We start from the raw sequence: 26,132 nt of genomic DNA on the forward strand, positions 1-26,132 counted from the left end.
ATGACCTACCAAGAATATCGCAAGAACTTTCTTCAAAACCTTCGCAATGAGTCTGCCATCGACGGAACCGATACAGAAGATGCCTTCATCAACAAGGCGTTAGATATTCTTTGCGAATATGATGAAATTCAAGCTCCCCAGCGAATTCGTAGTGGCGATAAGATTGTTTCGAAAGGCAGAAAGATTCACTTGGATGGTTATTGCATCGATGAAACGGATCACAGTTTGATCTTATTCATTAGCGATTTTGAAGATTCCTTTGATGTTTCAAATTTGACCATGAGTAGGGTTGATGAACTTTACTGGCGACTCTATAACTTTCTTGATGAAACTTGTCATGGTAAAATGTCGGAGTATTTTGATGATTCCGATGAAATGTTACAGGTTGCTTCGTTGGTTCGCGAACGTTTGAAAGTGGATGATATAAATGACGCAACAAACATCCTTAAAATAAAGTTTGTTATTCTGACGAATAAGGAACTCGACACAAAACTCCTAAAACAGAATTTACTTGAAACCTCAAAACGGAAGACTAAAAGCCGTAAGCCTGCAAAGACCACCAAAAAGATTAAGAAAGAAGATTTCGATGGGAAACCTCTTGAAATAAATCTTTGGCATCTTGAACGATTTTATGAACAAGAAGAACAAAATCTTTCCGAGGTTGTAACAATCAATTTTGAGGAAGACTACAAGGTAGAGGGTATTCCTTGCATCAAGGGGAATATTGGTGATGACTTGGGCTACCAAGCCTATATTGCAATTATTCCAGGTAAGCTTCTTGCAGATATTTATATAGATCACGGCAGTAAAATTTTGGAAGGTAATGTCCGTGCATTCCTTGGAACTTCGGGCTCTAAGAGCGTGAATAGTGGCATACGCAAGACCATTAACAATGAACCGCAAAACTTCTTTACGTATAATAATGGTATTGCCGCTACGGCTTCTAACATTGAATTTGTAAAGTCTGAAAACCAGTTATATATTACCGAAATTGAAGACCTGCAGATTATCAATGGAGGCCAGACTACGGCGTCTTTAGCAGAGTCCGTTCTTAAAAAGACAAATGTGGATCTTGAGGGCATATTTGTGCCTATGAAGCTTACTGTCATTGAAGATCGAGAAACTGAGATTGATGGCATTCGCTATTACGATAAAATGGTTCAGGATATAGCGAAGTATGCGAATAGTCAAAATAAGGTAACGGCTGCAGACCTGTTCTCTAATGATCCTTTCCATATTAAAATGGAAAAAATGTCCAAGAGCTATCTTGCACCGGCAGTGAAGTACTCTATTCCTACGGCTTGGTACTATGAACGTGCACGAAAAAAATACAAGCAGGAACAGCTCAAACTTAAGGGTGATAGTTTAAATCGATTCTTGGCAAAGTTCCCAAAGGAACAGATCATTACCAAAGAGCAGCTTGCAGTTTACTTGACCACTATGGCACAGAAACCCCATATTGTGGCTAAGGGTAAAAATTATGTAATCAAGGAATTCAACCAGAACATCCGCGAAGTCTTTGGCAAGAATAAGGATTTGTTCAATGAATTCTTCTACCATAAGAGCATTGCATCTGCCATTATTTTTAGGTCGGTGGATAACTATCTGGAAGAACACAAGAACTGTGCCAAGAATCCATCGGACTTTTGGTACACTGCTGGTGGTTTTAAGATGGATATCGTTCCTTATGCTATTGCGAAAATCCTCAGCTGTATTCCCAGTGAGTTGAGTATCGACTGGGAAAAAATTTGGAAGATGCAAAAGATCGGCCCTGGCTTTATGAAGGAAATTGCCCGAGCAACAAAATTTGCTAATGACTTCATTAACGATAGCAATGGTGTGATTGTTTCTGAATACTGCAAGAAGCCTTTGACTTGGGAAAAATTTAAGGAAAAACCTTATACTTTGGGTCAATGGTTCCTAGATGAACTGATTCCTCAGGAAATGGTGGATGAACAGCAGAAAACTGCCCAAAGGAATCAAAGAAATACAAATAATCTTCAATCATTGGTAGACTTTATGAAACTCACTCCAAAATATTGGAACGCGATTCTTCAGTTGGCTGAAGTCCATAAAGTTGGTACGAATGCAGAAAAAACAAGTTTACTTAAGGCTGTATCTTTTATTCAGAAGGGAATTTTACCCAAAACGAATACTGTACCGGTGAATGTACAGTCTATGATGAATGACTGTTACTCGGTTAAGGAAAAGTTAGTATCTTTAGGCGTAAAGATACGATGAAATTTCTTGATCTTTTCGCTGGCGCAGGTGGTCTTTCCGAAGGCTTTGTTCGGGAAGGTTTTGAGCCTGTTGCTCACGTTGAGTTGTGGGATGCTGCAAGTTATACACTAAAAACAAGGGCTGCTTTTCATTATTTAGAAGATTTTGGTCAAAGAGAGATTTACGCACAATATTTAAGGGGCGAAATTACTCGAGATGATCTCTATTCCCATGTTCCTCAAAATGTCCTCGATTCTGTGATAAATAAGGAAATTGGGGAGGATACAATTGCGTCCATTTTTGAAAAAATAGATGCGTTGAAGGGAGATGAAGATATTGATTTGGTCGTTGGTGGACCTCCATGCCAGGCTTACTCTTTAGTTGGACGTGCTCGTGATCCGAATGGGATGCGTGACGATCACAGAAATTACCTTTTTCAATATTATGCTAAGTTCCTTGAAAGGTATCAGCCTAAGTATTTTGTTTTTGAAAACGTACTTGGATTGTTGAGTGCTAAAGATGAAAACGGTACTCTCTATTTTGATCTAATGCAGCGGAAGTTTCAGGAAATTGGTTATCGTGTAGATTACAGAGTGCTTTCCGCTGACAATTATGGTGTTTTGCAAAAACGCAAACGCATAATTTTGATTGGGAAGAAAACAGATGAAGATTTTCAGTATCCAGAACCGGATCCGGTTGAACATCAGTATACTGTTAAAGCGGTATTTTCAGGTTTGGCTTCGCTGCATGCTGGAGAAGGTGATGTATACGGGCATCCTTTAACTGTGGGACGTCATAGCCAATGGTTGGAAGAATTTGGAGTATTGTCCACATATCCCGTAACCTTTCACTATGCTCGTCCTAATTGCGATAGAGACCTTGAAATATACAGACGCGTTGTTGATTTGTGGAATCATGAAAGAAAAAGGCTCGATTATAGTCAATTGCCTGAAGAGTTGAAGACTCACGCAAATCAGAAAACATTCTTAGACAGATTTAAGGTTGTCGCTGAAACAGAATCAGCTTCGCAAACAATTGTTGCGCATATTTGCAAAGATGGTCATTATTATATCCATCCAGATATAGAACAGAACCGTTCTATTACGCCGAGAGAAGCTGCCCGATTGCAGACTTTCCCGGATGATTATTTCTTTGAAAGTGCTTCTGGAAAGCCAAGTCGCACCGATGCTTTTAAACAGATTGGAAATGCAGTGCCTGTCCTGTTGGCTCAAAAAATTGCTGCAAAATTAAGAGAGGTTTGGGATGAGTGAAGAAATGATAACTAGTGGTGCATTCAAAATTCGTCCGGCAGGACGACATATATTTACAATTGGACGTGATTTGATTCAGGATCCGTATGCGGCTGTTGTTGAATTGGTGAAAAATGCGTATGATGCAGATGCAACACATGTTGTTTTGTCCTTTAAAAAAACGGACAAGCTTGAAATTGTTATAGAAGATAATGGCCATGGAATGACAAGGGATGTTGTTACGTCCAAATGGATGGTCCCATCTACTAATGATAAAGAACAAAGAAAACTCAGTCCTAAGGGTCGTATTTTGCAGGGGAGAAAAGGCATAGGTCGTTATGCGTCTGCAATATTGGGAGAGGAACTTTTCTTAGAAACGATTTCGCAAGAGTGTCATGAAAAGACGAGTCTTCTTGTTAATTGGGAGGATTTCTTGCATGCAGATTATCTTTCTGATGTGGATATCCTGATTGAAACAGAGAAAAATGATGGCGATAGTGGAACTGTTCTGACGATTAAAGGTAATAGTATCTCTTTGGAGGAATGGACTTTAGATCAGTTCAAACGGTTGAAAAAAGAACTAAAAAAATTGATGACGCCTATAGATGACACGAAGCAGTCTTCTGACGTGGAGTTTGAAATCATTTTAAACATCGCTGGGTTTGGTGAAAACGATGTGGTCAATGAAAAAATAGAAGCTTTTCCATTATTTGGCTTATTTGATTATAAAATTGCTGGGTGTGTGAATGCGGATGGTTCGGGAATCCTTGTATATGAAATGCAAAAGTTACGCAATTCTGTGCCGGAGAAAATAAGCTTTAATTTTGGTGGCCCGACGAATTGTGGCGACGTCGTGTTTGATATAAGGGCTTTCGATAGAGAAAAAGAAGCAATAGAAGACTTAATAAAAAGAGGCTTGAAAGACGGTGGTGGAGCTTATGTAGGCAAACTCGAAGCAAGACGCCTGTTGAATGAAAATAATGGCATTGGTGTTTATAGAAATGGATTTAGAATTCGACCTTTGGGTGATCCTGATTTTGATTGGCTTGAGTTGAATAAAAGTAGGGTGCAAAATCCGTCCCAAAAAATTGGTTCGGATCAGGTAATTGGTTTTGTTAAAATAGAAAGTGAAGAGAAATCTTGTCTTGTTGAAAAAAGTGCACGTGATGGGTTAAAAGAGAATGCTGCGTACAAGTCCCTGGTAAGGTTAACTCAGAGCGTTATTAATGAGTTGGAAACTAGGCGATTTATCTATAGAAGTAAGGCTGGATTAAGCAGAAAAACCTTGAAGGTTGAATCTGAATTTGAGAAACTGTTCTCTTTTTCTTCCTTAAAAAAGAAAATGCAAAATGTTTTGGATACGGGAAATGTTGCAGGGAATGTTTCTCAAAACATTATGCAGGTTATTGACGAATCTGAAATAGAAAAGAACAAAATTGCGGATTCTCTGCGTGAAACAATTGCGATTTATCAGGGGCAAGCGACTTTAGGTAAAATAGTCAATATTGTTTTGCATGAAGGTCGTAAACCTCTTGCATTCTTTAAAAATCAAGTCCCATTATTTAAGAACTGCTATGATCAATACCTTGGCGGAGATTATTCGAAATTGCCTAAGGTGTATGAAAAGATGAATTCATTTGCAACGAATACGGATGTTTTAGTGCAGTTGTTTAAAAAAATAGATCCTTTGGCTGTTGGCAAGCGATTCTCGAAATCATCGATTTCGTTAGAATCGTGTTTAAAATCTGTCTTTTCGGTTTTTTCGTCCGAGCTAAATGATGTTGAGTGGAATGTCTATTGTAATGTAGAATCTGATGTTCGGTTGCTTTGTTACGAACAGGATGTGTATAGCATATTTACGAATCTGATTGAAAACAGTATTTTTTGGATGAATGAAAAGCGATCGGAAATAAAGAAGATCGTTGTTGAGATATTTGTTGAAGATAATCAGGTGGAACATATTGATTACAGAGATTCTGGTCCAGGAATAGAGGACTCTTTAATTGAATCGGAAGTTATTTTTGAACCTGATTTTTCAACAAAGCCAAAAGGTACTGGTTTAGGCTTGAGTGTTGCCGGTGAAGCTGCAAGGCGATGTGGTTTTGAGTTAAAAGCTCTTTCATCGATGGAAGGGGCCTATTTTAGATTAGATAGAAAGGATAAGGAGGTGCAGGATGAAAGTTCTTTTGGTTGAAGATGATGATGATTGTGTAGCAACGTTCATTGAGGTTGCGCAAGACGTTTGTGAAGATATTAGCATAATTTCTGCTAAAACAGCAAAGGATGCAATATCTTTGCTGAAGGAAGATTTTGATGTTGCCATTGTTGATCTTAGACTAGATGAGAATTCTGATGGTAATGAATTTATTTCTTCTATGCAGAAACTGGGTCTGAAAATTCCGACTGTTATACATACTGGAACCCCCGATGATGTTAATCCCAATTTGAATGCGTTAAAAGTATATAAAAGATCTGAAGTGGATTATGCGGAAATTTTAAATTACTTACTGCGCATTTTTGAAACAGGTATTACCGAAATTATTGGACTGCGGGGAGAAATAGAAACGCAAATACAATTATTTTACAAAGATTCTTTTGTAAAAAATTCAGAATTATGGATGAACAGAGCCGCTTTGGATAAAGAACGGGTCAAGAGATCACTTCTGCGAAGCTTGTTGAATCGATTTGAGTCTGATATCCATGATCCGAATGAAAAATCTTATGCTGAGGAATTTTACATTCCCTCGAAACAGGAATGCTTGTATACGGGTTCCATTGTAAAGGCCAAAGATTCTACAAAAACAAACTATGTTGTTCTATCCCCGTCATGCGATCTTGTTGTTAGAAGCTCGGGCCGGATAAATGTTAACACAATAACTTTATGTAAGATTGAGAGCGTAAAAGACTATGGCGTTGAATATAAATTTGACGGAGACCAGTCTGTGTTGTCTAATTCGAAAAAAGAAAAAATAGAACCATATATAGAGAATAAAAAGAACTTAAGTCATTGGATGCCCAGAACCATTGATTATGAAGGAGGCGTTATAAACTTTACCATGGTGTCTTCTGCGCCTTATTCAGATTTTTTTGAAAAATTTACAATTGCTGGTGTTCGCATATCTCCGGTATTTATGAAAAATATATTATCTAGATTTTCTTCATACTATGCAAGACAGGGACAGCCTGATTTGAATGTTATGGAAATTATAGATGAAATGAAAGCTCATGAGCAATAAAAATTCTGAATTTGACAGGATTTGTCTCGGAATAATAAATAGATTTTTGTTATGGCAAATGTAAAAAAAGACATTCAAGAAACGAATAAGAAGATTTCTCACGTTAGAAAAATTATCAAAAAACGTGTAGAGAACTTGGAGGAACGTGATATTCCCCAGACTCCGCTTAGTACAGAAGAAACCTGGCGCTCAGCGGAATTTTCCAAGCCTCAAAAGACGGTTCGTATTGGAACCATGTTTAGTGGCATTGGCGCTATAGAACATGCGTTTCAAAGATTGGGATTGAAGCATAAGATTGCGTTTGCTGGTGATATTGAACCGAAATGTAAAACAAGTTATTTCGCAAATTACGATATAGCGGAAAAAGATTGGTTTACAGATATCCGTAATTTTGATGCCAAACCGTACGCTGGTAAAGTTGATTTTATCATCGGTGGTGCACCTTGCCAAGCTTTCTCAATGGTTGGAAAGAGGCTCGGCTTTGAAGATGCTCGCGGAACACTGTTCTATGAGTTTGCAAGAGTCGTTAAAGAAACGTCTCCTAAGGTATTTTTGTTTGAGAATGTTAAGGGTTTGTTAAATCATGACAATGGCCGTACATGGCATGTGATGCATGATATTTTTGAGGAGCTCGGTTATACTGTTTACTTCCGTGTTTTGAATAGTAAGGATTATGGTATTCCTCAACATCGTGAACGCGTATATTGTTTGGGCTTTAAGAAAGAGGTGGATTTTGAATTTCCCGCACCTATTCCGCTTGAATATACGATGTATGATTTTTTGGAGGATTACATTGATTCCAAGTATTTCTTGAAGGAAAAGGGAATTAAATTCGTCACTAGCCATAAGAATAGAGAAAAATGCTATACTCAAATTAATGGTGACGTAGCACTTTGCCAAAAAAGAAATCAACAGTTCAATTGGCATGGTGATTTTGTGTATCATCCTGATTCGAAGGATACTCCCAGCAATGAGGCTTTCGATGAATTCATCTTTGATGTTAAGGATGTCGAAGAAAAGTATTATCTGTCAGAAAAAGTGGCCAAGTATGTTTTAGCGGGTGGTACAAAGAACTTTAAAACATCTACAAAGACCGATTTGGAAGTTGCACGACCGCTTTTGCATTCTATGCATAAGATGCATCGTGCTGGAGTCGATAACTATGTAACCCATAAGGGGCGTATTCGTAAGCTGACGCCTAGAGAATGCCTGCGCCTAATGGGATTTAAGGATTCTTTTAAAATCGTTGTCTCCGATACGGCTGCATATCAACAAGCGGGAAATAGCATTGTTGTTGATGTTTTAATCGCGATCCTTAAGCAGATGGACATCACTAAATACGGAGTATAAAATGCTTATTGCTGGAAAGTATACTTTTGCAGATGTCTATGACAGTGTCATTACCATTCCAGACTGTTTTGTTTTGCGAAAGAATAAAATTGGTTCTGGAAATGGTGAAGCGAAATTGTATTTCGGTTCTAAAATTTCGATGAGAAATTTTTTTGGTGAGGAAGGGTTTTCTGCAAGCTGTTTCCTGCTCAAGAGTGACCTCATTGCCTATATGGATACGATTAAGGCTGAATATCTTAATCCTTCTTATGACTATAGCGGAAAAGATTCTTTTGCTTCATTATGGCAAGAACGTCGGAAGAAAGTGGATTCACTTCCAGATGTAATAAGTTTTTCGATCCAGGATCAAAATCAAATAGGTGGCTCACGTGGTTACGTAAATTCTGGCGATGAGGGTTATTATTTGATAAGGGAATTGTCTTTACCCTTAGTTAGTTATATCTCGGCAATGCGTGTGGAAGCTCTTGATGGAACTTCCCGTTTTTATTTGAAGCTTTTTGTTGATTTTGATGCCATAGAAATGAAGAAAAATGGTCCTTTGGTTCTGAATTACGGTAAAAAGGTTGATTCGGTGCATGAAAAGACGGCTAAGTATGACGCTACAGAAAAGGATTCTAACAAGGGAAGAATTGGTCAGGAAAAGTATCGTAATGCTTTGCTTGAAGAATGTCCGTTCTGTCCAATAACGATGATTAATGATGAACGTTTGCTAATTGCTAGTCATATCAAACCGTGGGCCGTTTGTGATGAGAAAGAACGTATTGACCCAAAGAATGGATTTATGCTTTCTCCATTGTACGATCGTCTTTTTGATCAAGGCTTTATCACATTTACAGATGATAAAAAACTTTGGGTGTCGCAATGGTTGACCCCTAAAAACGTTCAACGAATTGGTTTAAAAAATGATATGTACATTCAGATGCTCCCCATAGATGAAAAGAGAATTGAATATTTAGAGTATCATAGAAAATGTGTCTTTAGAGGATGATTTATGAAGCGACTTTTGCCCCAAAACAAGACTTTTTCGTCACTAGTGCTGGATATTTTTTCTTTTTTGTACGAAAAAGATGAATTTAAATCGTTTGAAACATATTCAAAAGAATCTATTCCAAAAACAGGTATGCCGGGTGAGACTATAATACAGCTCAATGCTGTAAACAGTGGCCATCGACTTACAGGGCTTTTTCTAAAAAGTTCTCTTTATTCTGTACAAGAACGAAATAGGCGTAGAGCGCCTCGTTGGTTTGAAAAACCTTTTTCATTTAAAGGCGAACAGGTCTTTTTGAGCAGTCAGTGGAATTCTGAAGGTGAATATCAATTAACGTTGGATGATCTAAACTTTTTTTTGAAACTGTGCTATTACAACAAGAATGAGGATTCTTATTATAAAGTTCTAAAGAATGATGAATTATTTGAATTTCACGAGGTGAAAAAAGGTGAAATAAACGAAGACGAAGTTATAAATCAGGAAAAGAGTAGTTGTGTGAATGTTGATTTTTCGGTGTCTCAAAAAATTTTCTTCGGTGCTCCCGGAACAGGAAAGTCTCATAAGGTAAACCTGATTACACCGAAAGATAATACGATAACATTCCGCACCACATTCCATCCTGACTATGATTATGCTCAGTTTGTTGGATCCTATAAGCCTAAGAAAGATGGCTCTTCTATTACCTATTCCTTCGTTCCACAGGTTTTTGCAAAGGCTTATGCGGCTGCATGGAAAAATTTGAATCAGCCAGTTTGTCTCGTAATTGAAGAAATCAATCGTGGTAACTGCGCGCAGATTTTTGGCGACTTGTTCCAGTTGCTTGATCGTAAGAACGGTGAATCAGAATATCCTATTAATGTGGATGCCGATTTTGGACAATGGCTTGTTGATGAAGCTAAGGTCCCTAACCACGAATATGACGAAAATGGATGCGTAAAAATTAAGCTCCCGCCCAACTTCAACATTCTCGCAACCATGAATACTAGCGACCAGTCTTTGTTCCCTATGGACAGTGCCTTCAAGCGCCGCTTTGACTGGGAATATGTGCCTATCAAGTACGCCAAGGATGCCGACTGTGGCGATTGTTGGGATGCCGACAAGTTTGTGATAAAGCTTGACGATGAAACCTGTTACAGCTGGCTCGACTTCCTAGAAAAAGTGAACGACGATATTTACGATGTCTCCCAGAGTGAAGACAAGCAGATGGGTGAGTTCTTCGTGAAGCCCAAGGACCATGAGATTGACCAAGACATGTTCCTTTCCAAGGTGATGTTCTACTTGTGGGATTCCGTGTATAAGGACGAGGTCGATAGAAAAAATGTATTCCATTTCGACTGGACTTTTGCAAATGGCAAAAAGTCTGCGGTCACGTTCCAGAACCTGTTTAAGAACAAGGCCGATACAATCGAGATTCTTAAGAAGGTCATGGAAAACCTGAAAGTTGAAGCCATCTAGTGATTTTCCTTTTTGAACAGTTCCCTTACTCCATAGAGTATCTGAAATCTGTCCTGCCTTTAGATAAGGAGGGCCGTTTTAAGGATTTGCCTAACGGCTTCGTGACTCGCGATGGTAAGCTGGATGGTGTAGGGTATTTGTTCAATGGATCCCGACTCGGAGGCCGGGATGACAAGGCGGGTGACAGGATTGTATTTGTTCTGCCTAAGGTGTTTTTGGATTCTTCGGCTCAGAATGATGCGGCTAAAGTTTCTGCTTTTGGGCAGGATGTTCCTCATGATAAAAATTTTGAGCTGAACGGAGATCACAAGGATTTCTTGGCCAACCTTTCTTTGTGGGTATGTTCTTCCATTGGAAAATATCGCGAGGCCTTTCCTGGCGACAAGAGCATGGAGGCTCCAACCGCCCGTGGCTTCAGTACAGACAAGGCTTGCCCCACGCTGATCGATGTGAAGAACGCCATGGAGCGTTTTTACGAGGAGAACAAGAGTCTCTTTGTATTCGTGAGCAAGAATGTGCATAGTGGCAACAACCGCATAGATTGGCGCAGGACCATGCGGAAGGCTCCGTTCTTGCGGGGGGTTGGTTCTGCGACGACACCGATTTATATGGAACTGGTGAACAAGAAGAAGGTTTTCGATCTGGATGACCGTCTGATTGTGCTGTTCTTCTCCGCAATGAATTACATCGAGGAAACCTTTGGTTTCAAGATGCCCAAGTCGGAATTCTACGCCCCCATGCGGGTGAACGAGTTCCGCCGCCTGCTGGGCCACCGCGGCATCATGGAGCTTCGCCGTATCAAGCACAAGTACTTTGCCGACAAGTTCCTCCGCCTCTACAATATCATGAAGGCCTTCTTCGAATGGGGCGGCAACTTTAGCGCATGCGGCTTCGGCAGCGAATACCTGCTCACCAGCAAGTACAACAATGTATTCGAACACATGATCGACAAGCTGGTTGGCGATGACTTGCCATCTCAAATGGCTTATCTCAAGAACCAGAAGGACGGCAAGGAAGTTGACCATCTTTACAGGGATCAGCAATTGGTTTTTGCTGATGAATCCCAGAAGATTTGGTTCATTGGTGACAGTAAGTATTATAGTGACAAGAACGATATTGTTGGAGAATCCGTTTATAAGCAATTTACTTATGCGCGCAATATCATTCAGTACAATATTTCCGACTTGCTGAACTATAAGGGCGATAGTAAGGATTATCAGGGCCTCCGATATCGCGATTCCCTAACGGAAGGCTATTCCGTAACGCCCAACTTCTTTATTCGTGGTGAGGTGCCTGCGGATAAAATTTTCGAGATGCCCGCTGCTGTCGGTGCTATCAGAAAAGATGATGCCGATTTGTGGAATGAGCGAAACCGTCACTTTGAAAACCGACTCTTCGATCGCGACACCCTTTTGCTCCAGGTTTACAACGTCAACTTCCTCTACGTTCTCAAGGCCTTTTCCGCCAAGAGCTCCAGCCTCCGCACCGAATTCAAGCACACCGCCCGCGAAAAATTCCGAAAGAACTTCCTGAAGCTGCTGGATGAGAAGTATGTTTTCTGGGCTTTGTATCCCCGAAAAGAATCTCTAGATAATTTTGTGACGAATAATTTCCGGAAACTTCAAGGTAAGATGTTCCGTAGGGATGAATCGGATAACTTTATTATATTGGCTCTTGAAAAGGGCGCTGACAAAAATCCAGAGATTCTGGCAGACGTCAAAAAAGTTGCAGATTTAATGTGGGTCGCGGTGGAAAAATTTATTGACGGCTCTGATGTGAATTGTCTTGAAGTTCGCGAAGCTGATGATGGCCGATGGAGCGATCGAGATAACGGCTTCTATTTGAAGAAGGAAATCTTTGAGGAAAGAGTCTTGAACAATACGACTCTGCCAAAGAAACTTGTCGTGAAATCGCAAGATGGCCAAACTGTTAAACACGAAGTTTTGCTCAATGGTGGCGTGATTCCTGAATACTCGCACAAAGGTGAATATGACGCTGTAGATTGCTATTTCTTGCCGTGTAAACAACGCCTTGACAAATAATTTCTGTAAACGTATATTAATAACGATAGTACCCACCACGCGATCTTAGCGATAAGAGCGGACCACGGTGGGTCTTTTTTACGTATAAATTACAATATGACCCTTGCCAATATTTAGTCATTAGCTATTATTCAGCCTGACGTACGAAAAAGTATCTCTAAGGCATCTGTGAAAAACAGATGTTTTTCTTTTTCAAGGAGATACTATGCCCAGTCGAAAACTGCTTTTAAAAAGCGGTATTAATCTTAACAAAGAAGAAAGCCAGAACGTAGAGTTCAAGGAATCCTGGCAAGACGAATACCTTAAATGGATTTGTGCCTTCGCGAATACCGAAGGTGGCTCTCTATTCATTGGTGTTGATGATAAGGGCAATGTTTGTGGTGTCAAGGACATTCACAAGAAAAGTGAGGATATCCCTAACAAGATCCGCAATACCATGGGCATTGTTTGCGATGTTAATCTATTGACTGAAGGTAATTTGGATTATCTTGAAATCAAGGTGGAAAAATACCCGATGCCAATCAGTTACAAGGGCAAATACTATAAGCGTTCCGGTTCAACTACGCAGGAATTAAGTGGTGTAGAAGTTAACAAGCTGATTTTGTTCTCGCAGGGGCGTACATGGGATTCGATCCCGGTTCCTGGAATTTCAACGAAAAGTTTAGACTCCGACGCAATCAAACTTTTCAAGAAAAGGGCTGTAGAATCTCGCCGACTCGATGAAAAAGCCGCAAAGATTTCCATACAGAATCTGATGCAGAATCTTCGTTGTGTCGAGGGCGATTATTTGACCCGAACGGCAATGATGTGCTTCCATCCTGATCCTGAAAAGTGGGTGCCAGGGTCTTATATCAAGATTGCATATTTTGCCACGGAAGCGGACATACTTTTTCAGGATGAAATTCATGGGCCCTTGTTGACTCAAGTTGAAAAGGCTATGGATTTAATTTTCTCCAAGTACATGAAAGCGCTCATTACTTATGAGGGAATCCATCGTCAGGAGTTTTTCTTTTTCCCGCCGGACGCCTTTAGGGAACTCCTGCTGAATGCCGTTGTCCATAAGGATTACATGGACCCGACTCCAATCCAAATCAAAATTTACGCCGATAGCATTTGGATGTGGAATCCCGGCTCCATGCCGCAGGAAGTCCGTGTAAGAGATTTGTTCAAGAAACATGTGTCTAAACCGCGAAATCCTGGAATAGCAAACATTTTCTTTATGAGTGGCTATGTGGAGCGCTGGGGTCGTGGCTATTACAACATTGAACAGGCTTGTACTGAGACAAATTCCAAGCTGCCGAAAGTTAAGGCTTCTGGTGGGGTGACGGTGGAATGTTTCGCCAGTGACAAGTACAACGCCGTTGCCTCGAAATGGAAATTGGATGGCAAAAGTCCGGAGCTGTCGCCAGAAAATCTGCCTGTAAATCTGCCTGTAAATCTGCCTGTAAATCCTTCTCTAAATAAAACGCAGAACGAATTGTTTGCTTTGGTTGTTGAATATCCATCTTCAACCTATGATGATTTTGCGGGTAAGATGGGAAAGAAGAGAGAAACGATTCGAGTCAATTTGCGTACTCTTGAAAAATTGGGCTTGATTAAACGTGTCGGTGCCGATAAGAATGGTCATTGGGAAATTGTAAGCGAAGGTTAGAAACTAAAAATGCCAGAGACTCCGAAATCAGCCTACTTTAGAGAAATGTACCCTTACTCCTTGGAGGCGTTTAGGAGTGTTCTTGGCTTGAACATGGATTCCGCCAAGGAGGTGGTTTCGGCTCTTAAACGTTCCGGTGTTGCTAAGGCCGTTAATAGAAAAACCTTTGATCTGGATCGACTTACTGAAGAAAGCGAAGTCATTTCCGAAGATATTGCTGAAAATTCTGATATCGCCTATGTAATGAATTATGTGGGTGTGGTCTATACAGAAAATTGTGTTCTGAAATGCTACCCCAAGTATATTGATAATTTTCCCGACGATCCGAAGGATGAATCTGGGTTAGTAAAAGAATTAAGGTCTGTCCTTAAGGCAATCCAGAAACATAATGACAAGGTTCAGTCCATCCATTTGTATAATGGCGAGGAACGTAGCACCTTCAATATGCTTGGCTTGGTTCTCCATATTCTCCATGACTATTACGAGAATGGAATCTACACCAACTATCAGGAAGTTATAGAGACTAATGGTGAAGGCGAGATTGATTGGGATAGGACCATCAACGAAACTTTTGCGTACCTCAAGGATAATCGTCCGTATTATCTAGAGCTGAAGACGATTGCGAATCAAACAGATGACTTTGACTACTTCAAGCGACTCCATGAATGCATTGTTACGGAATGTTCCAAGTATCTTGAAGATCTTGGCTTGACGGAATTGTTTGATGATGTTCCGTTTGTTCAGTTGACTGAAACGAACCTTGATGATTTTGGAGACCCCGACTACATCAAGTATCGTCTGGAACGAGAAATTGCTTCGCAGTTTGTGACCCGCAAGCAAATGCTTCTCAAGACCCTCTACACCTATGTGGCCGAAAAGAAAACGGACGAGCAGGAAGATTCCTTCAGTCTCTGGGGAACGAATTCCCTGAACCTCGTCTGGGAACATGCTTGTGGGGAAGTGTTTAAGAACGAATACGAGTCCTTTAAAAAGTATATCGATTGCCCTGAATGGAAATTTGAAGATAATGAAGATCCAATTTCCAAGGAAACATTGATTCCCGATATTGTTTGCAAGGCTTCAGATAATACATTTTGTATTCTTGATGGAAAATACTATTTGCCTAAATGGACAAAGAGTGCTCTTTCAAATAATCCCGGTGTACAGGATGTTGTAAAGCAGTTTGTTTATCACAAGGCGTTTCTTGAGTATTTGATTAAGAATGGAATTCAAAATGTGTTTAACGCATTTTTATTCCCGGCACCATCATCAAAGAAAACAACTGATTTTATCAAGGCTTTTGGAACGGTGGATATGAAACCCCTTATGGAATGGGGGTTGAATCGTTTGCCGTCCGTTCACTTGGCTTATGTAAATCCGGATGAGTTGTGGAAAGCCTACGTAGGTGGAAAAAATCGTAAGGCTGAATTAGAACTTTGTGTGGCTGAAATTCAGAAGTCTCCGGACTATAGCTATGACGCTATAATTCCTAGTTTGTTGCAGGTTGCTGAAGTTAGGGTGGATTATTCTGCGCAGCAATTAACCATGGTCGGTTATTTGAAACCTGATTATGTGGAATTTTTGCATCGCGGCTGTTCTAAAATGATATTCTATTTCTACCATACAAGAAACGGATTTGTGTATCCGGTACATCCGCATTTGATCAATTGCAAAGCTTTTGCTGGCTACACAGATGGGGAAGGCGTTATTGTTGGCAACATTGTTGGGAAGTTGCAAATTTGCAATGCAAGTGCTCTTGCTGAAAAGCTTGCTGGATGCGGCATAGAAAAGAGTGATTTTTCTGCGCAGTCTTATTATGTGATTGAAATTGAAGATGTAAGAACTGTTGCCGGAAGAAATAAATCCTATTACCAAGACGCCATAAATGCATATCCGGGTAATGACATTACCCATGAATATTCACCGAAAGTGGTGAATGATATAAAGTAAAACGGTTGTGTAAAACGAGGACGAAGCCTATGAAAAGCTCCCTGGTCCGTAAAAACCAGGTGCAATCCCTTGCTGATATTGCCGTGTAAAAAAATAGGGCGAGACCACTTAAGGTGCCGCCCTTACAAAAACACGAATGTTTTTTAACGATATACTTAATATATTAATTTCGTGTTTATGGCGCAAGTCTTTACTTACACCATTTCGCTTCCTTGACTCGCTTAACGGCATTCATGCCGTTTTTGTCGTAGCAGTAGTAGCCGCCTTCGCTGAGCTTTTCCCAGAGCATGGTTCCGTCGCTTTGGCGCCAGCCCTGTTCTGTTTTCATTTCGTTCATTAGACCGACCAGGGTTTCTACGAAGCCGCTTGCGTCGACGCTTTCGTCATCTTTCGGCATTGCCTTTTTCTTGTGTGCGTTTCCCTGTTTTTCCATTTGTGTAGCGTCCCTTTCGCAGACTTTCTTGTCGTCGTACTCGGTGAAGCTTGCCTTTTCGCGGGTCCCGATGGGTACGATGAAGTAGGATACACGTCCGGGGATTCCGTACAGGTCCTTGCCTTTTTTGTATTCCCCATAATCTACCTAATTTCGCGTGCCATATTCTGACATTTTGAAGGGCTTGTCAACAGTTGTTTGCAAAATGAGTGGTCCCTGATTGTGGACCTTGACTGTAAGCGTGTGCGATTTTTGCAAAAAGTGATTATTTTATAACCACTGATTATCGGTTGCTAAAGTACAAGTCGGATGACATTAGGATTATTGACCCTACACGATTTGTCCTGGAATATGAGTTGAGGGATTCACTGAAACTTCCCGGCAATCGTACCCACCACGCGATCTTGGCAACAAGAGCGGACCACGGTGGGGATTTTTTTTGAACGAATTACAGATTCTCTGGGAAGGCGAAGAATGTGCTAGGGGCGCATCCGAATATTTCTCCCAATTTTACGGCCATTTTCCTGGATACCGGACGTTTTCCGCGTTCCATTTCAGAAACGTTTTGCACGGCGACATTCAGTTTTTCGGCAAGCTGGGCTTGTGTCCAATTGCATAGGCCTCTTGCTGCAACAATCATTTCTCCGGGAGTGGATTTTTGGCATGTATTTTTATGCAGGGCAGTTTCTTCAAATGGGACAAACTCAAAATATCCGCCGGACATATTGCCTCCTTTAAATAAGTCTGAACATCTGGTTTAGCACCAGGCCTTCGGTGTTTGGGTTGTCTGTGATTCTTGAGGAAAATTGTCGAAAAAGATTTTGCTCGTAAAAATTCATCAGTTTCGGGTGGTTTTCACATTCCAGAAATACGATGGTTCCGCCCACAAGGTTTTGGGCTTGTCTTATAGAGGCGATTGCATGTTCCAGAAGTTTACTGCCAGATATTCTTTTTTCCATTGGCAGGTTAAAGTTTTTCCCTAGTTGAGCAACTAAGTATGCGCTTGCGCAGTACTCCTTTAATTGAGAATCATATTTGCTTACGCGTTCAATAACTTTTCTTGCGTTATTGCTTAAAAAAGAACTTTTAAAAGTTACAGGCTTTATTGTGAGTGCGTAATAACCAACGATTTCGTGCACATCATTCAAAACACAGTAAGTGACCGATTGTTTCTTTTTGGTGAATTCAATGGCATTCTTATGAAGAAATTTTTCAACATCCTCATTTGGGGTGCATGAAAAACTGCTTATGATGTCCTGTAGTTTATTGACACCATAATTTGGGTTAGGTTCGGTTATGAAGTTGTTTATGTTTATGGATGTGAAATTATCGCCCATTCTCCCCAGCCTTTTTCATAAAGGCAAGGAATTCTTCACGGGTGCTAATCGTTTTATAAGAAACATGTTCTTGCTTCTGGGCGTCGCGTTCGGCGGCTTCGAGCTGGTCAGCGAATCGCTGAGTGCTTTCGGCGTCAAACACGAAATTGTGCGTAATGCTAGAGGTTGCCATAATTTCTCCCTGACTTTGTGCCTTTGGTGCCCTACGTTGATCGTCCAGATAGCGCTTACCCAGGTACCCTGCGGCCTTGTGCAGATTGATTCTGTGCCGCGAACGTCAAGCAGAGAGTTTTACTTGCCCCACGCATGGGGATTACTCATTCGCCATAAAAGATACACAAAACTTTTTACCTGTGCAAGGGGTGGGCATTGATGATTGCGGCGGGTCTTGATATTTTACGTATAAATTACAAAATGACCCTTGCCAGCGTTTTATAAATAGCTAACATTCTGCCTGACGTACGAAAAGTATCTCTATGACATCTGTGAAAAACAGGTGTTTTTTTTTTATCCAAAGGAGATACTATGCCCAGAGAGAACTCGGCTTTGAAAAAGTCTGACGACAAGTTGTTCGTCAATGATTTAGGAACCATCGTTTCCACCGCTCGCGACATGAGTTTCCGTGCGGCGAACCTTATGCAGGTGGCGTGCAACTGGCTTGTCGGCTGGCGTATCGTGGAACAGGAACAGCATGGAAAAGCCCGTGCGGGTTATGGCAAGCATGTAATTCAGTTGGCGTCGGAGTCGCTGACCGAAAAATTCGGGAAGGGGTTTTCTGTTCCCTCGTTGAAAGGTTTCCGAAAATTCTATTTGATTTTTAAGAATGCTCGAATGTCCCATGCTCTGCCAGTTTCGTTCGTTAATTCGCTGTCTGAAAAAGGGCAGGCATTGCCTGCCCTTTTGAAAAACAATGAAATTGGGCAGGCTTTGCCTATCCAATTGTCCTGGAGTCATTACGAATGCCTGATCCGTGTCGCCGATGAAAAGGCCCGCCTGTGGTATATGCAGGAGGCTGCCGCCGAGCAGTGGGATTACCGCACTTTGAAACGAAATATCGCCTCGCAGTATTATTATCGTTTGGTGCAGACTCCAGAGGGCAAAAGATCTGCAGTCGACAAAGCCAACGGCCAACGATCGTGACCCCTTGGGGCGGAGACTCATCCGCCCTTTTTGCATTACTGGTATGCGGTAGGCGGGGAGGCTCCGTTTTATGAGGGCTATGTAATAACCCCATAAAATAGAGCGTGACGGCGCTTTCTGCGCCGGGCCGCCCGAAGAAAGTTTTTGACACTTTACTGTCAAAATCTTTAATTATATTTATTCCATGATTCATCACTCCTTGCGACAGTCGACATAGACTTGCAAAAGTCCGTACGTGCATTCGCGGCAAGGTTCATTAACCATCTGGTTGATGTTGTTGGATAGCTGGCAGGAGACGCAGCCTGCTCAAGAGCGTGAGATCGCCGAAATGTGCATCGCGCCAGGTAACGCCGAGGAAGACCCTCGCCAACAATGTGGCTAGAACCTCCAATCTCTACGCAATGTAGGGAACATCTTTATAATCAAAAAGAATGCTATCGACCATTTTCCCGGCGTGGGGAAATGGTGGTTTAAACGTACGGAGAATATTATGACAAAAAAGATTGTTTTGCAGGTAGAATCTGAATATGGTGAAATTCTGCAACAGGCTGTTGCAGTAATTAAACAGGCTCGTGTAAATGTTGCACGTCAACTAAATGTTGGTGAAAATGCTGCTTACTGGGAAATTGGGAAAATGCTACATGAGCGCAAGCTCGATAGTAAGCATGGAAATTCCGTTGTTCGCCGCCTTTCTGTAGATTTAAAGGTACATTTTCCGGATATGGGGGTGTCTCCAAGACAACTCTGGAACATGAAAAAATATTATGTACGATATTGTAACTCCGCTGAAAAAGTGCTACGGAGCGTAGCACTTTTGACATGGGGGCAAAATCTTTTTCTTTTAAGCCAAAATTTTGACGACAATCAAATCCTTTTCTATGCAAATGAGTGCGTTGCCAAGGGATGGACGCGTGATTTGCTGATAAACGCCGTGAAAATGCAAATGTATGAACGTGCTGCTCTTAACCGCCCTCAAAACAACTTCAAGGACACGTTGCCCGAAGGTCAGGCGGAATTTGCGAACGAAGCATTTCGCAGCACTTATAACTTGGGTTTCCTTGGAATTACAGAGCCGGTAATGGAGTTGGAACTGGAACGAAAACTTGTTGAAAAGGTTAGACAGTTCCTTTTGGAACTTGGAAAGGGCTTTGCCTTTATTGGAAATCAGCATGAGCTGGAATTCAACGGGAAAGCAAGCAGGGTAGATATGCTTTTCTTCCATAGGCAACTGAGATGTTTGGTGGCAATTGATTTGAAAGTGGGTGAATTTAAGCCGGAATATGTAGGCAAGATGAACTATTATCTTTCGTTGCTTGACCGTTTGGAGCGCGGGGAGGGCGAAAATCGTTCGGTCGGTATTATTCTTTGTGCAACAAAAGATAATGTTGAAGTTGAACTTTCGCTTGATGGTGTTGGCAAGCCTATTGGAGTTGCTGATTATCAATTACTGTTGCCCAAGGAAGAACTGCAGAAAGTTCTGGCTGACGAAATCAAGTCTTTCAAAGAAGTTAAACATTTAACGCATTAAGACCTTAGTTTTTTGATGGAGAGTAGATTCCCGGCAATCGTACCCACCACGCGATCTTGGCAATAAGAGCGGACCACGGTGGGTCTTTTTTATTTGCGCAGCTTCTTGACATCTTATAATTATTGGTGTATATTTGTGCAGTAAACATCCGTGGTTATACGCTTGTCTACGGAAAGGAGAAATGATGGCTAATAGTATTCAAAAACAGTTGCAGTTCCTTATGTACAGCACCCCTGACGAAGATGTCAAGGTGAACGCCTTGGTGAAGGATGAAACTATTTGGCTTACGCAAAAGGCCATGGGGGAACTGTTCAATGTTAATGTTCCGGCAATTTCAAAGCATTTGAAAAACATCTTTGACGAAGGTGAACTTCAGGAAAATTCAGTTATTTCCATTTTGGAAACAACTGCCGCGGATGGGAAAAACTATAATACCAAATTCTACAATCTCGATGCCATCATTTCTGTAGGTTATCGCATCAGTTCCGCCCGGGCAACGCAGTTCCGTATTTGGGCGACGGGTGTTCTCAAGGAATACATCCGCAAGGGCTTTGTGCTGGATGATGAACGCCTGAAGCAGGGTGAAAACGCTTTTGGCGCAGACTATTTCCGTGAATTGCTGGAACGAGTGCGTTCGATCCGAGCAAGCGAACGTAGGATTTGGCAGCAGATTACTGATATTTTTGCTGAATGCAGCTTTGACTACAATAAGGATTCCGAGCTGCTAACGCCGATGCATCCAAGGAACTCATGGGGCTCTTGACATGGAAAAACTCACCTGATGGTCGCGTGTTGAAAAGCGATGTCGCTATAGCCAAGAACTATCTGACCGAAAAGGAAATCAGAAGGCTGGAGCGTCTTGTGAGCGGCTTCTTTGACTATGTGGAAGACCTGATTGAAAGAGAAATCCCGTTTACCATGCAACAGTTTGCCGGTGCCGTTAATGAATTCCTGGAGTTCCGCAAGTACCAGGTTCTCGAAGGTGAGGGAAAAATTTCTCACGAGCAGGCGGAACACAAGGCCTTTGCTGAATATGATGTTTTCAACAAGACGCAAAAGATTGAATCTGACTTTGACAAACTCGTGAAAAAAACGAATAAAAGACTGCGATAAGAGCGGACCACGGTGGGTCTTTTTTACTTACCGTTGTCAGAAAAACTGCCTGTAAATCCGTCTCTAAATAAAATGCAAAAGGAAATCTTTGAACAAAGGAATAAATGCTAACCTAATCAAATTTCTATATTGCTTTCCGGAAAGGTCTTGAGGAGACGAGATGAAAAGGGATTGGATTGCGGCGGTTATCGCTGTTTTGATATTGTGCGTAAGTGCGCATGCCGCAACGTTGACGATTGAAGCTTCGTCGGGCGGAACTGTAGAAGAAACATCGAAGGTGGTGTCTGCAGGCGATGCGGCGAATGTTACGGCTGAGGCGGGTTTCGGCTATAATTTTGATAGCTGGACGGTTTCCAAAAATCCTGGCAACTGCAAAATCTCAAACGATTATTCTGCCTCCACAACAGTGATTGTCAATGGCAATTGTACTGTAACGGCGAATTTCTCGTTGATTCCTTACGTTACCCCGGTTTCTGCCGAAAATGCCGTTGAATACAATCTCCGTCCTGATCAATCCCTGATTGCGCTTGCTGATGAGTCCGCAGACGGTTCAAATGTAATCCGTTTTTCCACCAATACGCCTAGCGAAGGGTGGTACTGCCTTGAGTTCGGCATGTCTTCCGTCAACTCCTTGTATCTATCGGATTTTGGTGCGGACGATCAATATCTGGATGTGAACAACAGCAAATCCTTTGTGGAATATCATCTGCCGGAAAATCTTAGGAAACGCTGCTTCCAGGGAGATGGTCTGCATTACTGGTCTGTATCCGGCGTGAAGGCCAATGTTTATCAATACGTGACAATCCGATTGGTGCAAACGGAAACGACTACGATAACAATAAGAGATAGCTTTAGTTATTACAACCCAGGTTTAGTACTTTTATTTAATGGGGATACGCTTCAATGGAAGACGTATCCAGTCTTGGATGTTCCCAAAGGTGTTCCTTTGCCAATAGAATCCTTTACGTCGCCTTATTATAATTATCCTGAATGGTCGCTTTCGCAGGGCGACGCCTGCAGTATTTCTCCACCAAGTATATATTTTATTTTTTCTCCTGTAATATATTTTCAAGGTTCTTGTGGATTGAGTGGTAAGTTTGGTTTTTCTAGTAATAAAGATCGATATGCAATAACAAATGTGGTTGTTGAACCTGCAAGTGAAGATACTGTTTGTGTGAAATTTGATTTGAGTTATAATCAAGGGGGATACATGCCATGGGCGGTTTACGAGGCTTTTAAACTTGATGTTTATTCTAGGGAGTCCTCCGATTTGCTGCCGTATTTTTATGTGGAAAATAATCCGGAAGATGCTGTGAGCACGGTCCTTGTTGTTGATGAGGGCGATGATGGATGGGTCGGTTTTCGATCCATCAACTTGATCAATACCTTTATCAATGGCATGCTTGATGGGGATAAGGTTGCCATAGTTGGTTATAGGGGCGATGGCTCGGCCGTGTTGCATCAGTCCTTGACCTCCGACAAGATGGCTCTTTATAATATGACCTATAGATTGATGACTGTTGGAACGTCCAGTGACTTGGGCATGGGTGTTGACTTAGGTCTGAAACAATTGATGGATGTTCCTGGACGCAAATCCATGATTGTGTTTACGTCTGGAAATGCTGACTTGAAATTTTCGTCTAGAAATGACGTTGTAAGTAGGGCGAAGGCCATGGATGTTTCTATAAGTGTTGTGGCTAAAAAATTGGGAAGTGCCGATGCGTTGAAATCCTTGGCTGATGATACGGATGGAACGTATACATTATTTGATATTGAAAGTTTTAATAGCGGATCATTGTATGGGAGATTTTTTTCGCTGGCTACAGAGGCCTTCGACAGGGCCCGTTTTTTCAAAAGATTAACGGAAAAGGCTTGTATGGTTGCTGATGATGGCGTAATGAACGGAGGTAATTACAGGATAAATGTTCGTCAAGAAGGTGATTATATGAAAGATCCGGTTACCGGATATTTTCATTTGATGGATTGGACAGAGCCTCTTTGGCGTGAGCCTGATGCAAAAGATACCGTAAAGCTTTATGATGCTCGGGAAGTTGGCGATATTACTCGTGCTACGGATTCCCTGCTGATCCAGGTCAATACCCAGAATTTTTCCGATGATTCCATTAGGCCTATTGTGGAAATACCGGTTTTGTTGACTTGCCTAAATTCTCGCGATCATGAAACGGCTACGGTGTCCCATGTGCAAGACGGATTGTACCAGGTTGTGGGTTTCCCCAAACGCGAAGGCTTTGCCAAAATGGACAATGGAATTCTGGAATGTTTCAGCGAGGATTCCATTGTTGCAGATTTCAAGGATCCGATTTACGAGACTGTTGCCAGCGATACCGTATACTTTGCAGATAAAGATGCCTATGTTGACCCTGTTATCGTTGAACATGATGGCGGCCTGCCTAATGGTGCTTCGATTCTCACTTACAGCGACGGCACAAAGTTTGAAATTCTGATACACGGTTATAGCGAATCTCTGTACGAAGTGGATACGTTGATGGTGCTTGCCTATACGGACCAGGGGGATTCCCTTTGGATGAAGGCTATCGAAACTGGGGCCTATACTTCGGAATTCAAACTGACAGGTGAATTTGTCGTGGTGAACGATTCTGCGAAAATGCGTTCCGACCACTTGGAAGGCTTGCTGGGCAAGGGGGCTGATGGTGGTCAGTGGCGAGTGAATCTGGAATTGCATTCGCTTGGCATGACGGGATATCCCTTGGGTGGATTTACTGTAGAATCCAGGTATGAACCTGCGGTGCTTACGGTCATCAATGCCGATGGAAAGGACAAGCCCATTTTGCGCACCACGGAAAAATTGCAGTTGGACCTGACTGCAAGTGAATACGCAGAAGCCGGTGACAAGGTAGTTTCCGTTCGTTGCCTTAATTCGGGGGATGCGGAACAGCTGCTCTTGACGAAAACGGAGACTTTGGTGAAGGATGAACATAAGCCTGTCTCTGGTGATGGTGTTCTATCCTGTGCGGCCGAAGACGAAATCGTGGTGGAGTACGTGGACCCGCTCTACGAAAAGTCTGTGGTGTGGTCCCGCGGTTTCAAGGATGAAGTTGAAACATCTTATGCGTTCACGAATGAATCGGCGGCAGATTCTCTGGATGGTTACGATGCCGATTTTACTCTTTCCTTTACGGCGGTGAGCCCGTCCCTTTACGAAGTCGATACGGTAAAGGTTCTGTTGTTTACGGATCGCGGGGATTCCCTGTGGGTGGATGCTGTGGAAACCGGTGCCTATACTTCTGAATTCGTGGCTCAGGGTTCCTTTAACTTTGTGGTGGATTCTTCCAGCGCCCGTGACGATGCCCTGGACTGCGTCATGGATCTTGACCAGGATCGTAACCGCGTTGTGATTCGTGCCCAGTTCGGTAACGATAGCTTGGCTATGGATGAAAGGGATTCGCTGGTTGTTTCCGTCAGCTATATACCGGCGGACTTTGCAGAGATTTATGACAAGGATCAGGATGGCCGCGCCGACTTTGTCCGCGTACATTTTGCGAAGTCCATCAGCCGCGAAAACATTTTCATTGATTCTGTTTTCTGGAACGGATCCAGGGACAGTTGGCGTGTCGTGCGCCATGGCAGCGAAAACGCTGTAGGTGACCGTTGGATCGAAGCCGCTTTGGATGAACCGTTTGATTATGGCATGACAGAGGCCATGTCGGGATCGAAGAACTCGCAGGCCTATGTGCGCATTTCGAGACTGTCTTCTTCTACAAAGCAGAAGGTTCCGCTGCGCGATTCCGTAGGTGCCGTTCCTGTGGCTGCGATAAAGCACCCGGGCGTTATGGATGCGGAATCCTACATGGAGGGTGGCATCAAGAAACCTCAGGATACGTTGTATGTGTCCTTGTCGGAACCATTGAAGTTGCCGCTGGATTCCTTGGATTGGAAGAATCTTTTCGCCTTGTCTGAAAAGTGTTCCGACAAGAATTCGGAAGTACTGCGCCTTGATGGCAAGCCCAGTGTGGACAAGTCTGGAAGGGAATGGAAGCTGGTGCTTTCTCGTGAAAGGATTGTAAAGGTGGGCGGCTGCCTGAGATTGAACCCGATGATTGGAGGCGTGAAAATCAGTGGCGACGATGGTGATGCCTACCTGTACGAAATTGCTGCAGACCCCGCCGTCGCTACGTTGCAAACAGGTTCCGCTGTCAGGACCAAGGCAAGGCTCGGCTACACGGCGAACGTGACCATCTTCGATAACATCGGCAATGTGGTAACGTTCTTCAAGTATAAAAGTTCCGCCATGGACGACAGGATTCCCTGGGACCTTCGCACGGATGACGGCGTACTTGTTGGCTCCGGTGTGTACATCTGGAAAATCCGCTTCCGCTTTACCGACGGCCACAAGGAAACCCGAATCGTAAGAACCGGCGTTAATCGCAGAAATAACTGATTTTGTTTCAAGGACAGTC

At 42.2% G+C, this 26,132-nt stretch carries 17 protein-coding genes and 1 pseudogene; 14 read left to right on the top strand and 4 right to left on the bottom strand.

What is annotated here, in order from left to right; genetic code table 11:
• The 10 genes from MJZ25_02260 (at window position 1) to MJZ25_02305 (ending at window position 16,142) form a co-directional block, all read left to right on the top strand.
• Window positions 1–2,241 carry an AIPR family protein gene (locus tag MJZ25_02260; protein ID MCQ2122988.1) on the top strand — a complete coding sequence of 747 codons (2,241 nt, stop codon included), beginning with the start codon at window positions 1–3 and terminating at the stop codon, window positions 2,239–2,241.
• Entirely contained in the window at window positions 2,238–3,491 is a 1,254-nt protein-coding gene (locus MJZ25_02265; protein ID MCQ2122989.1) for a DNA cytosine methyltransferase, read from the top strand. The genes MJZ25_02260 and MJZ25_02265 overlap by 4 nt, the downstream gene beginning before the upstream one ends.
• The gene (locus MJZ25_02270) at window positions 3,484–5,664 is read left to right on the top strand and encodes an ATP-binding protein (GenBank protein MCQ2122990.1); all 2,181 of its coding nucleotides are present in this window, start codon (window positions 3,484–3,486) and stop codon (window positions 5,662–5,664) included. Before MJZ25_02265 ends, MJZ25_02270 begins: the two co-directional genes overlap by 8 nt.
• Entirely contained in the window at window positions 5,645–6,706 is a 1,062-nt protein-coding gene (locus MJZ25_02275; protein ID MCQ2122991.1) for a response regulator, read from the top strand. The genes MJZ25_02270 and MJZ25_02275 overlap by 20 nt, the downstream gene beginning before the upstream one ends.
• A 51-nt stretch (window positions 6,707–6,757) precedes the next feature.
• A complete protein-coding gene (gene dcm / locus MJZ25_02280; GenBank protein ID MCQ2122992.1) occupies window positions 6,758–8,056 on the top strand; it encodes a DNA (cytosine-5-)-methyltransferase in 1,299 nt (432 codons plus the stop codon).
• 1 nt (window position 8,057) lies between these two features.
• Window positions 8,058–9,044, top strand: a complete 987-nt coding sequence (locus MJZ25_02285; protein ID MCQ2122993.1) for an HNH endonuclease — start codon at window positions 8,058–8,060, stop codon at window positions 9,042–9,044.
• Between the two features lie 438 nt (window positions 9,045–9,482).
• A complete protein-coding gene (locus MJZ25_02290; GenBank protein ID MCQ2122994.1) occupies window positions 9,483–10,499 on the top strand; it encodes an AAA family ATPase in 1,017 nt (338 codons plus the stop codon).
• On the top strand, window positions 10,499–12,541 hold the full coding sequence (locus MJZ25_02295) for an LlaJI family restriction endonuclease (protein ID MCQ2122995.1): 2,043 nt from the start codon (window positions 10,499–10,501) through the stop codon (window positions 12,539–12,541). Before MJZ25_02290 ends, MJZ25_02295 begins: the two co-directional genes overlap by 1 nt.
• 205 nt (window positions 12,542–12,746) lie before the next feature.
• Window positions 12,747–14,192, top strand: coding sequence for a putative DNA binding domain-containing protein (locus MJZ25_02300; GenBank protein ID MCQ2122996.1), 1,446 nt, complete (start codon window positions 12,747–12,749; stop codon window positions 14,190–14,192).
• Window positions 14,193–14,237: 45 nt separating this feature from the next.
• A complete protein-coding gene (locus MJZ25_02305) occupies window positions 14,238–16,142 on the top strand; it encodes an LlaJI family restriction endonuclease (protein ID MCQ2122997.1) in 1,905 nt (634 codons plus the stop codon).
• 190 nt (window positions 16,143–16,332) lie between these two features.
• Here the strand turns inward: MJZ25_02305 and MJZ25_02310 are convergent, their stop codons facing one another.
• The 4 genes from MJZ25_02310 to MJZ25_02325 form a co-directional block, all read right to left on the bottom strand.
• A complete protein-coding gene (locus tag MJZ25_02310) occupies window positions 16,333–16,575 on the bottom strand; it encodes a hypothetical protein (GenBank protein MCQ2122998.1) in 243 nt (80 codons plus the stop codon).
• A gap of 448 nt (window positions 16,576–17,023) precedes the next feature.
• Window positions 17,024–17,299, bottom strand: coding sequence for a helix-turn-helix domain-containing protein (locus tag MJZ25_02315; GenBank protein ID MCQ2122999.1), 276 nt, complete (start codon window positions 17,297–17,299; stop codon window positions 17,024–17,026).
• 10 nt (window positions 17,300–17,309) lie between these two features.
• A complete protein-coding gene (locus MJZ25_02320; protein ID MCQ2123000.1) occupies window positions 17,310–17,912 on the bottom strand; it encodes a GNAT family acetyltransferase in 603 nt (200 codons plus the stop codon).
• Window positions 17,902–18,084 (bottom strand): hypothetical protein, encoded by a 183-nt coding sequence (locus MJZ25_02325; GenBank protein MCQ2123001.1) that lies wholly within the window; start codon window positions 18,082–18,084, stop codon window positions 17,902–17,904. The genes MJZ25_02320 and MJZ25_02325 overlap by 11 nt, the downstream gene beginning before the upstream one ends.
• 353 nt (window positions 18,085–18,437) lie before the next feature.
• Here MJZ25_02325 and MJZ25_02330 point away from each other — a divergent pair, with 353 nt between their 5' ends.
• From MJZ25_02330 to MJZ25_02345, 4 genes and pseudogenes are all read left to right on the top strand, one after another.
• The gene (locus MJZ25_02330) at window positions 18,438–19,052 is read left to right on the top strand and encodes a DUF1016 N-terminal domain-containing protein (GenBank protein MCQ2123002.1); all 615 of its coding nucleotides are present in this window, start codon (window positions 18,438–18,440) and stop codon (window positions 19,050–19,052) included.
• A gap of 490 nt (window positions 19,053–19,542) precedes the next feature.
• Complete coding sequence (locus MJZ25_02335) at window positions 19,543–20,580, top strand: PDDEXK nuclease domain-containing protein (protein ID MCQ2123003.1); 1,038 nt, start codon at window positions 19,543–19,545, stop codon at window positions 20,578–20,580.
• A gap of 298 nt (window positions 20,581–20,878) precedes the next feature.
• Window positions 20,879–21,693 (top strand): annotated as a pseudogene (locus MJZ25_02340) (virulence RhuM family protein).
• A 160-nt stretch (window positions 21,694–21,853) separates the two neighbouring features.
• On the top strand, window positions 21,854–26,113 hold the full coding sequence (locus MJZ25_02345; protein MCQ2123004.1) for a hypothetical protein: 4,260 nt from the start codon (window positions 21,854–21,856) through the stop codon (window positions 26,111–26,113).
• Window positions 26,114–26,132: the final 19 nt, after the last annotated feature.

The organism is Fibrobacter sp., assembly GCA_024399065.1.
Lineage (GTDB): Bacteria > Fibrobacterota > Fibrobacteria > Fibrobacterales > Fibrobacteraceae > Fibrobacter.

Bases quoted from the DNA above. Each gene is read 5' to 3' on its own strand.
- MJZ25_02260 (MCQ2122988.1), top strand. From the start codon at position 1: ATGACCTACCAAGAATATCGCAAGAACTTTCTTCAAAACCTTCGCAAT.
- MJZ25_02265 (MCQ2122989.1), top strand. From the start codon at position 2,238: ATGAAATTTCTTGATCTTTTCGCTGGCGCAGGTGGTCTTTCCGAAGGC.
- MJZ25_02270 (MCQ2122990.1), top strand. From the start codon at position 3,484: ATGAGTGAAGAAATGATAACTAGTGGTGCATTCAAAATTCGTCCGGCA.
- MJZ25_02275 (MCQ2122991.1), top strand. From the start codon at position 5,645: ATGAAAGTTCTTTTGGTTGAAGATGATGATGATTGTGTAGCAACGTTC.
- dcm (MCQ2122992.1), top strand. From the start codon at position 6,758: ATGGCAAATGTAAAAAAAGACATTCAAGAAACGAATAAGAAGATTTCT.
- MJZ25_02285 (MCQ2122993.1), top strand. From the start codon at position 8,058: ATGCTTATTGCTGGAAAGTATACTTTTGCAGATGTCTATGACAGTGTC.
- MJZ25_02300 (MCQ2122996.1), top strand. From the start codon at position 12,747: ATGCCCAGTCGAAAACTGCTTTTAAAAAGCGGTATTAATCTTAACAAA.
- MJZ25_02305 (MCQ2122997.1), top strand. From the start codon at position 14,238: ATGTACCCTTACTCCTTGGAGGCGTTTAGGAGTGTTCTTGGCTTGAAC.
- MJZ25_02310 (MCQ2122998.1), bottom strand. From the start codon at position 16,575: ATGGAAAAACAGGGAAACGCACACAAGAAAAAGGCAATGCCGAAAGAT.
- MJZ25_02315 (MCQ2122999.1), bottom strand. From the start codon at position 17,299: ATGTCCGGCGGATATTTTGAGTTTGTCCCATTTGAAGAAACTGCCCTG.
- MJZ25_02320 (MCQ2123000.1), bottom strand. From the start codon at position 17,912: ATGGGCGATAATTTCACATCCATAAACATAAACAACTTCATAACCGAA.
- MJZ25_02325 (MCQ2123001.1), bottom strand. From the start codon at position 18,084: ATGGCAACCTCTAGCATTACGCACAATTTCGTGTTTGACGCCGAAAGC.
- MJZ25_02330 (MCQ2123002.1), top strand. From the start codon at position 18,438: ATGCCCAGAGAGAACTCGGCTTTGAAAAAGTCTGACGACAAGTTGTTC.
- MJZ25_02335 (MCQ2123003.1), top strand. From the start codon at position 19,543: ATGACAAAAAAGATTGTTTTGCAGGTAGAATCTGAATATGGTGAAATT.
- MJZ25_02345 (MCQ2123004.1), top strand. From the start codon at position 21,854: ATGAAAAGGGATTGGATTGCGGCGGTTATCGCTGTTTTGATATTGTGC.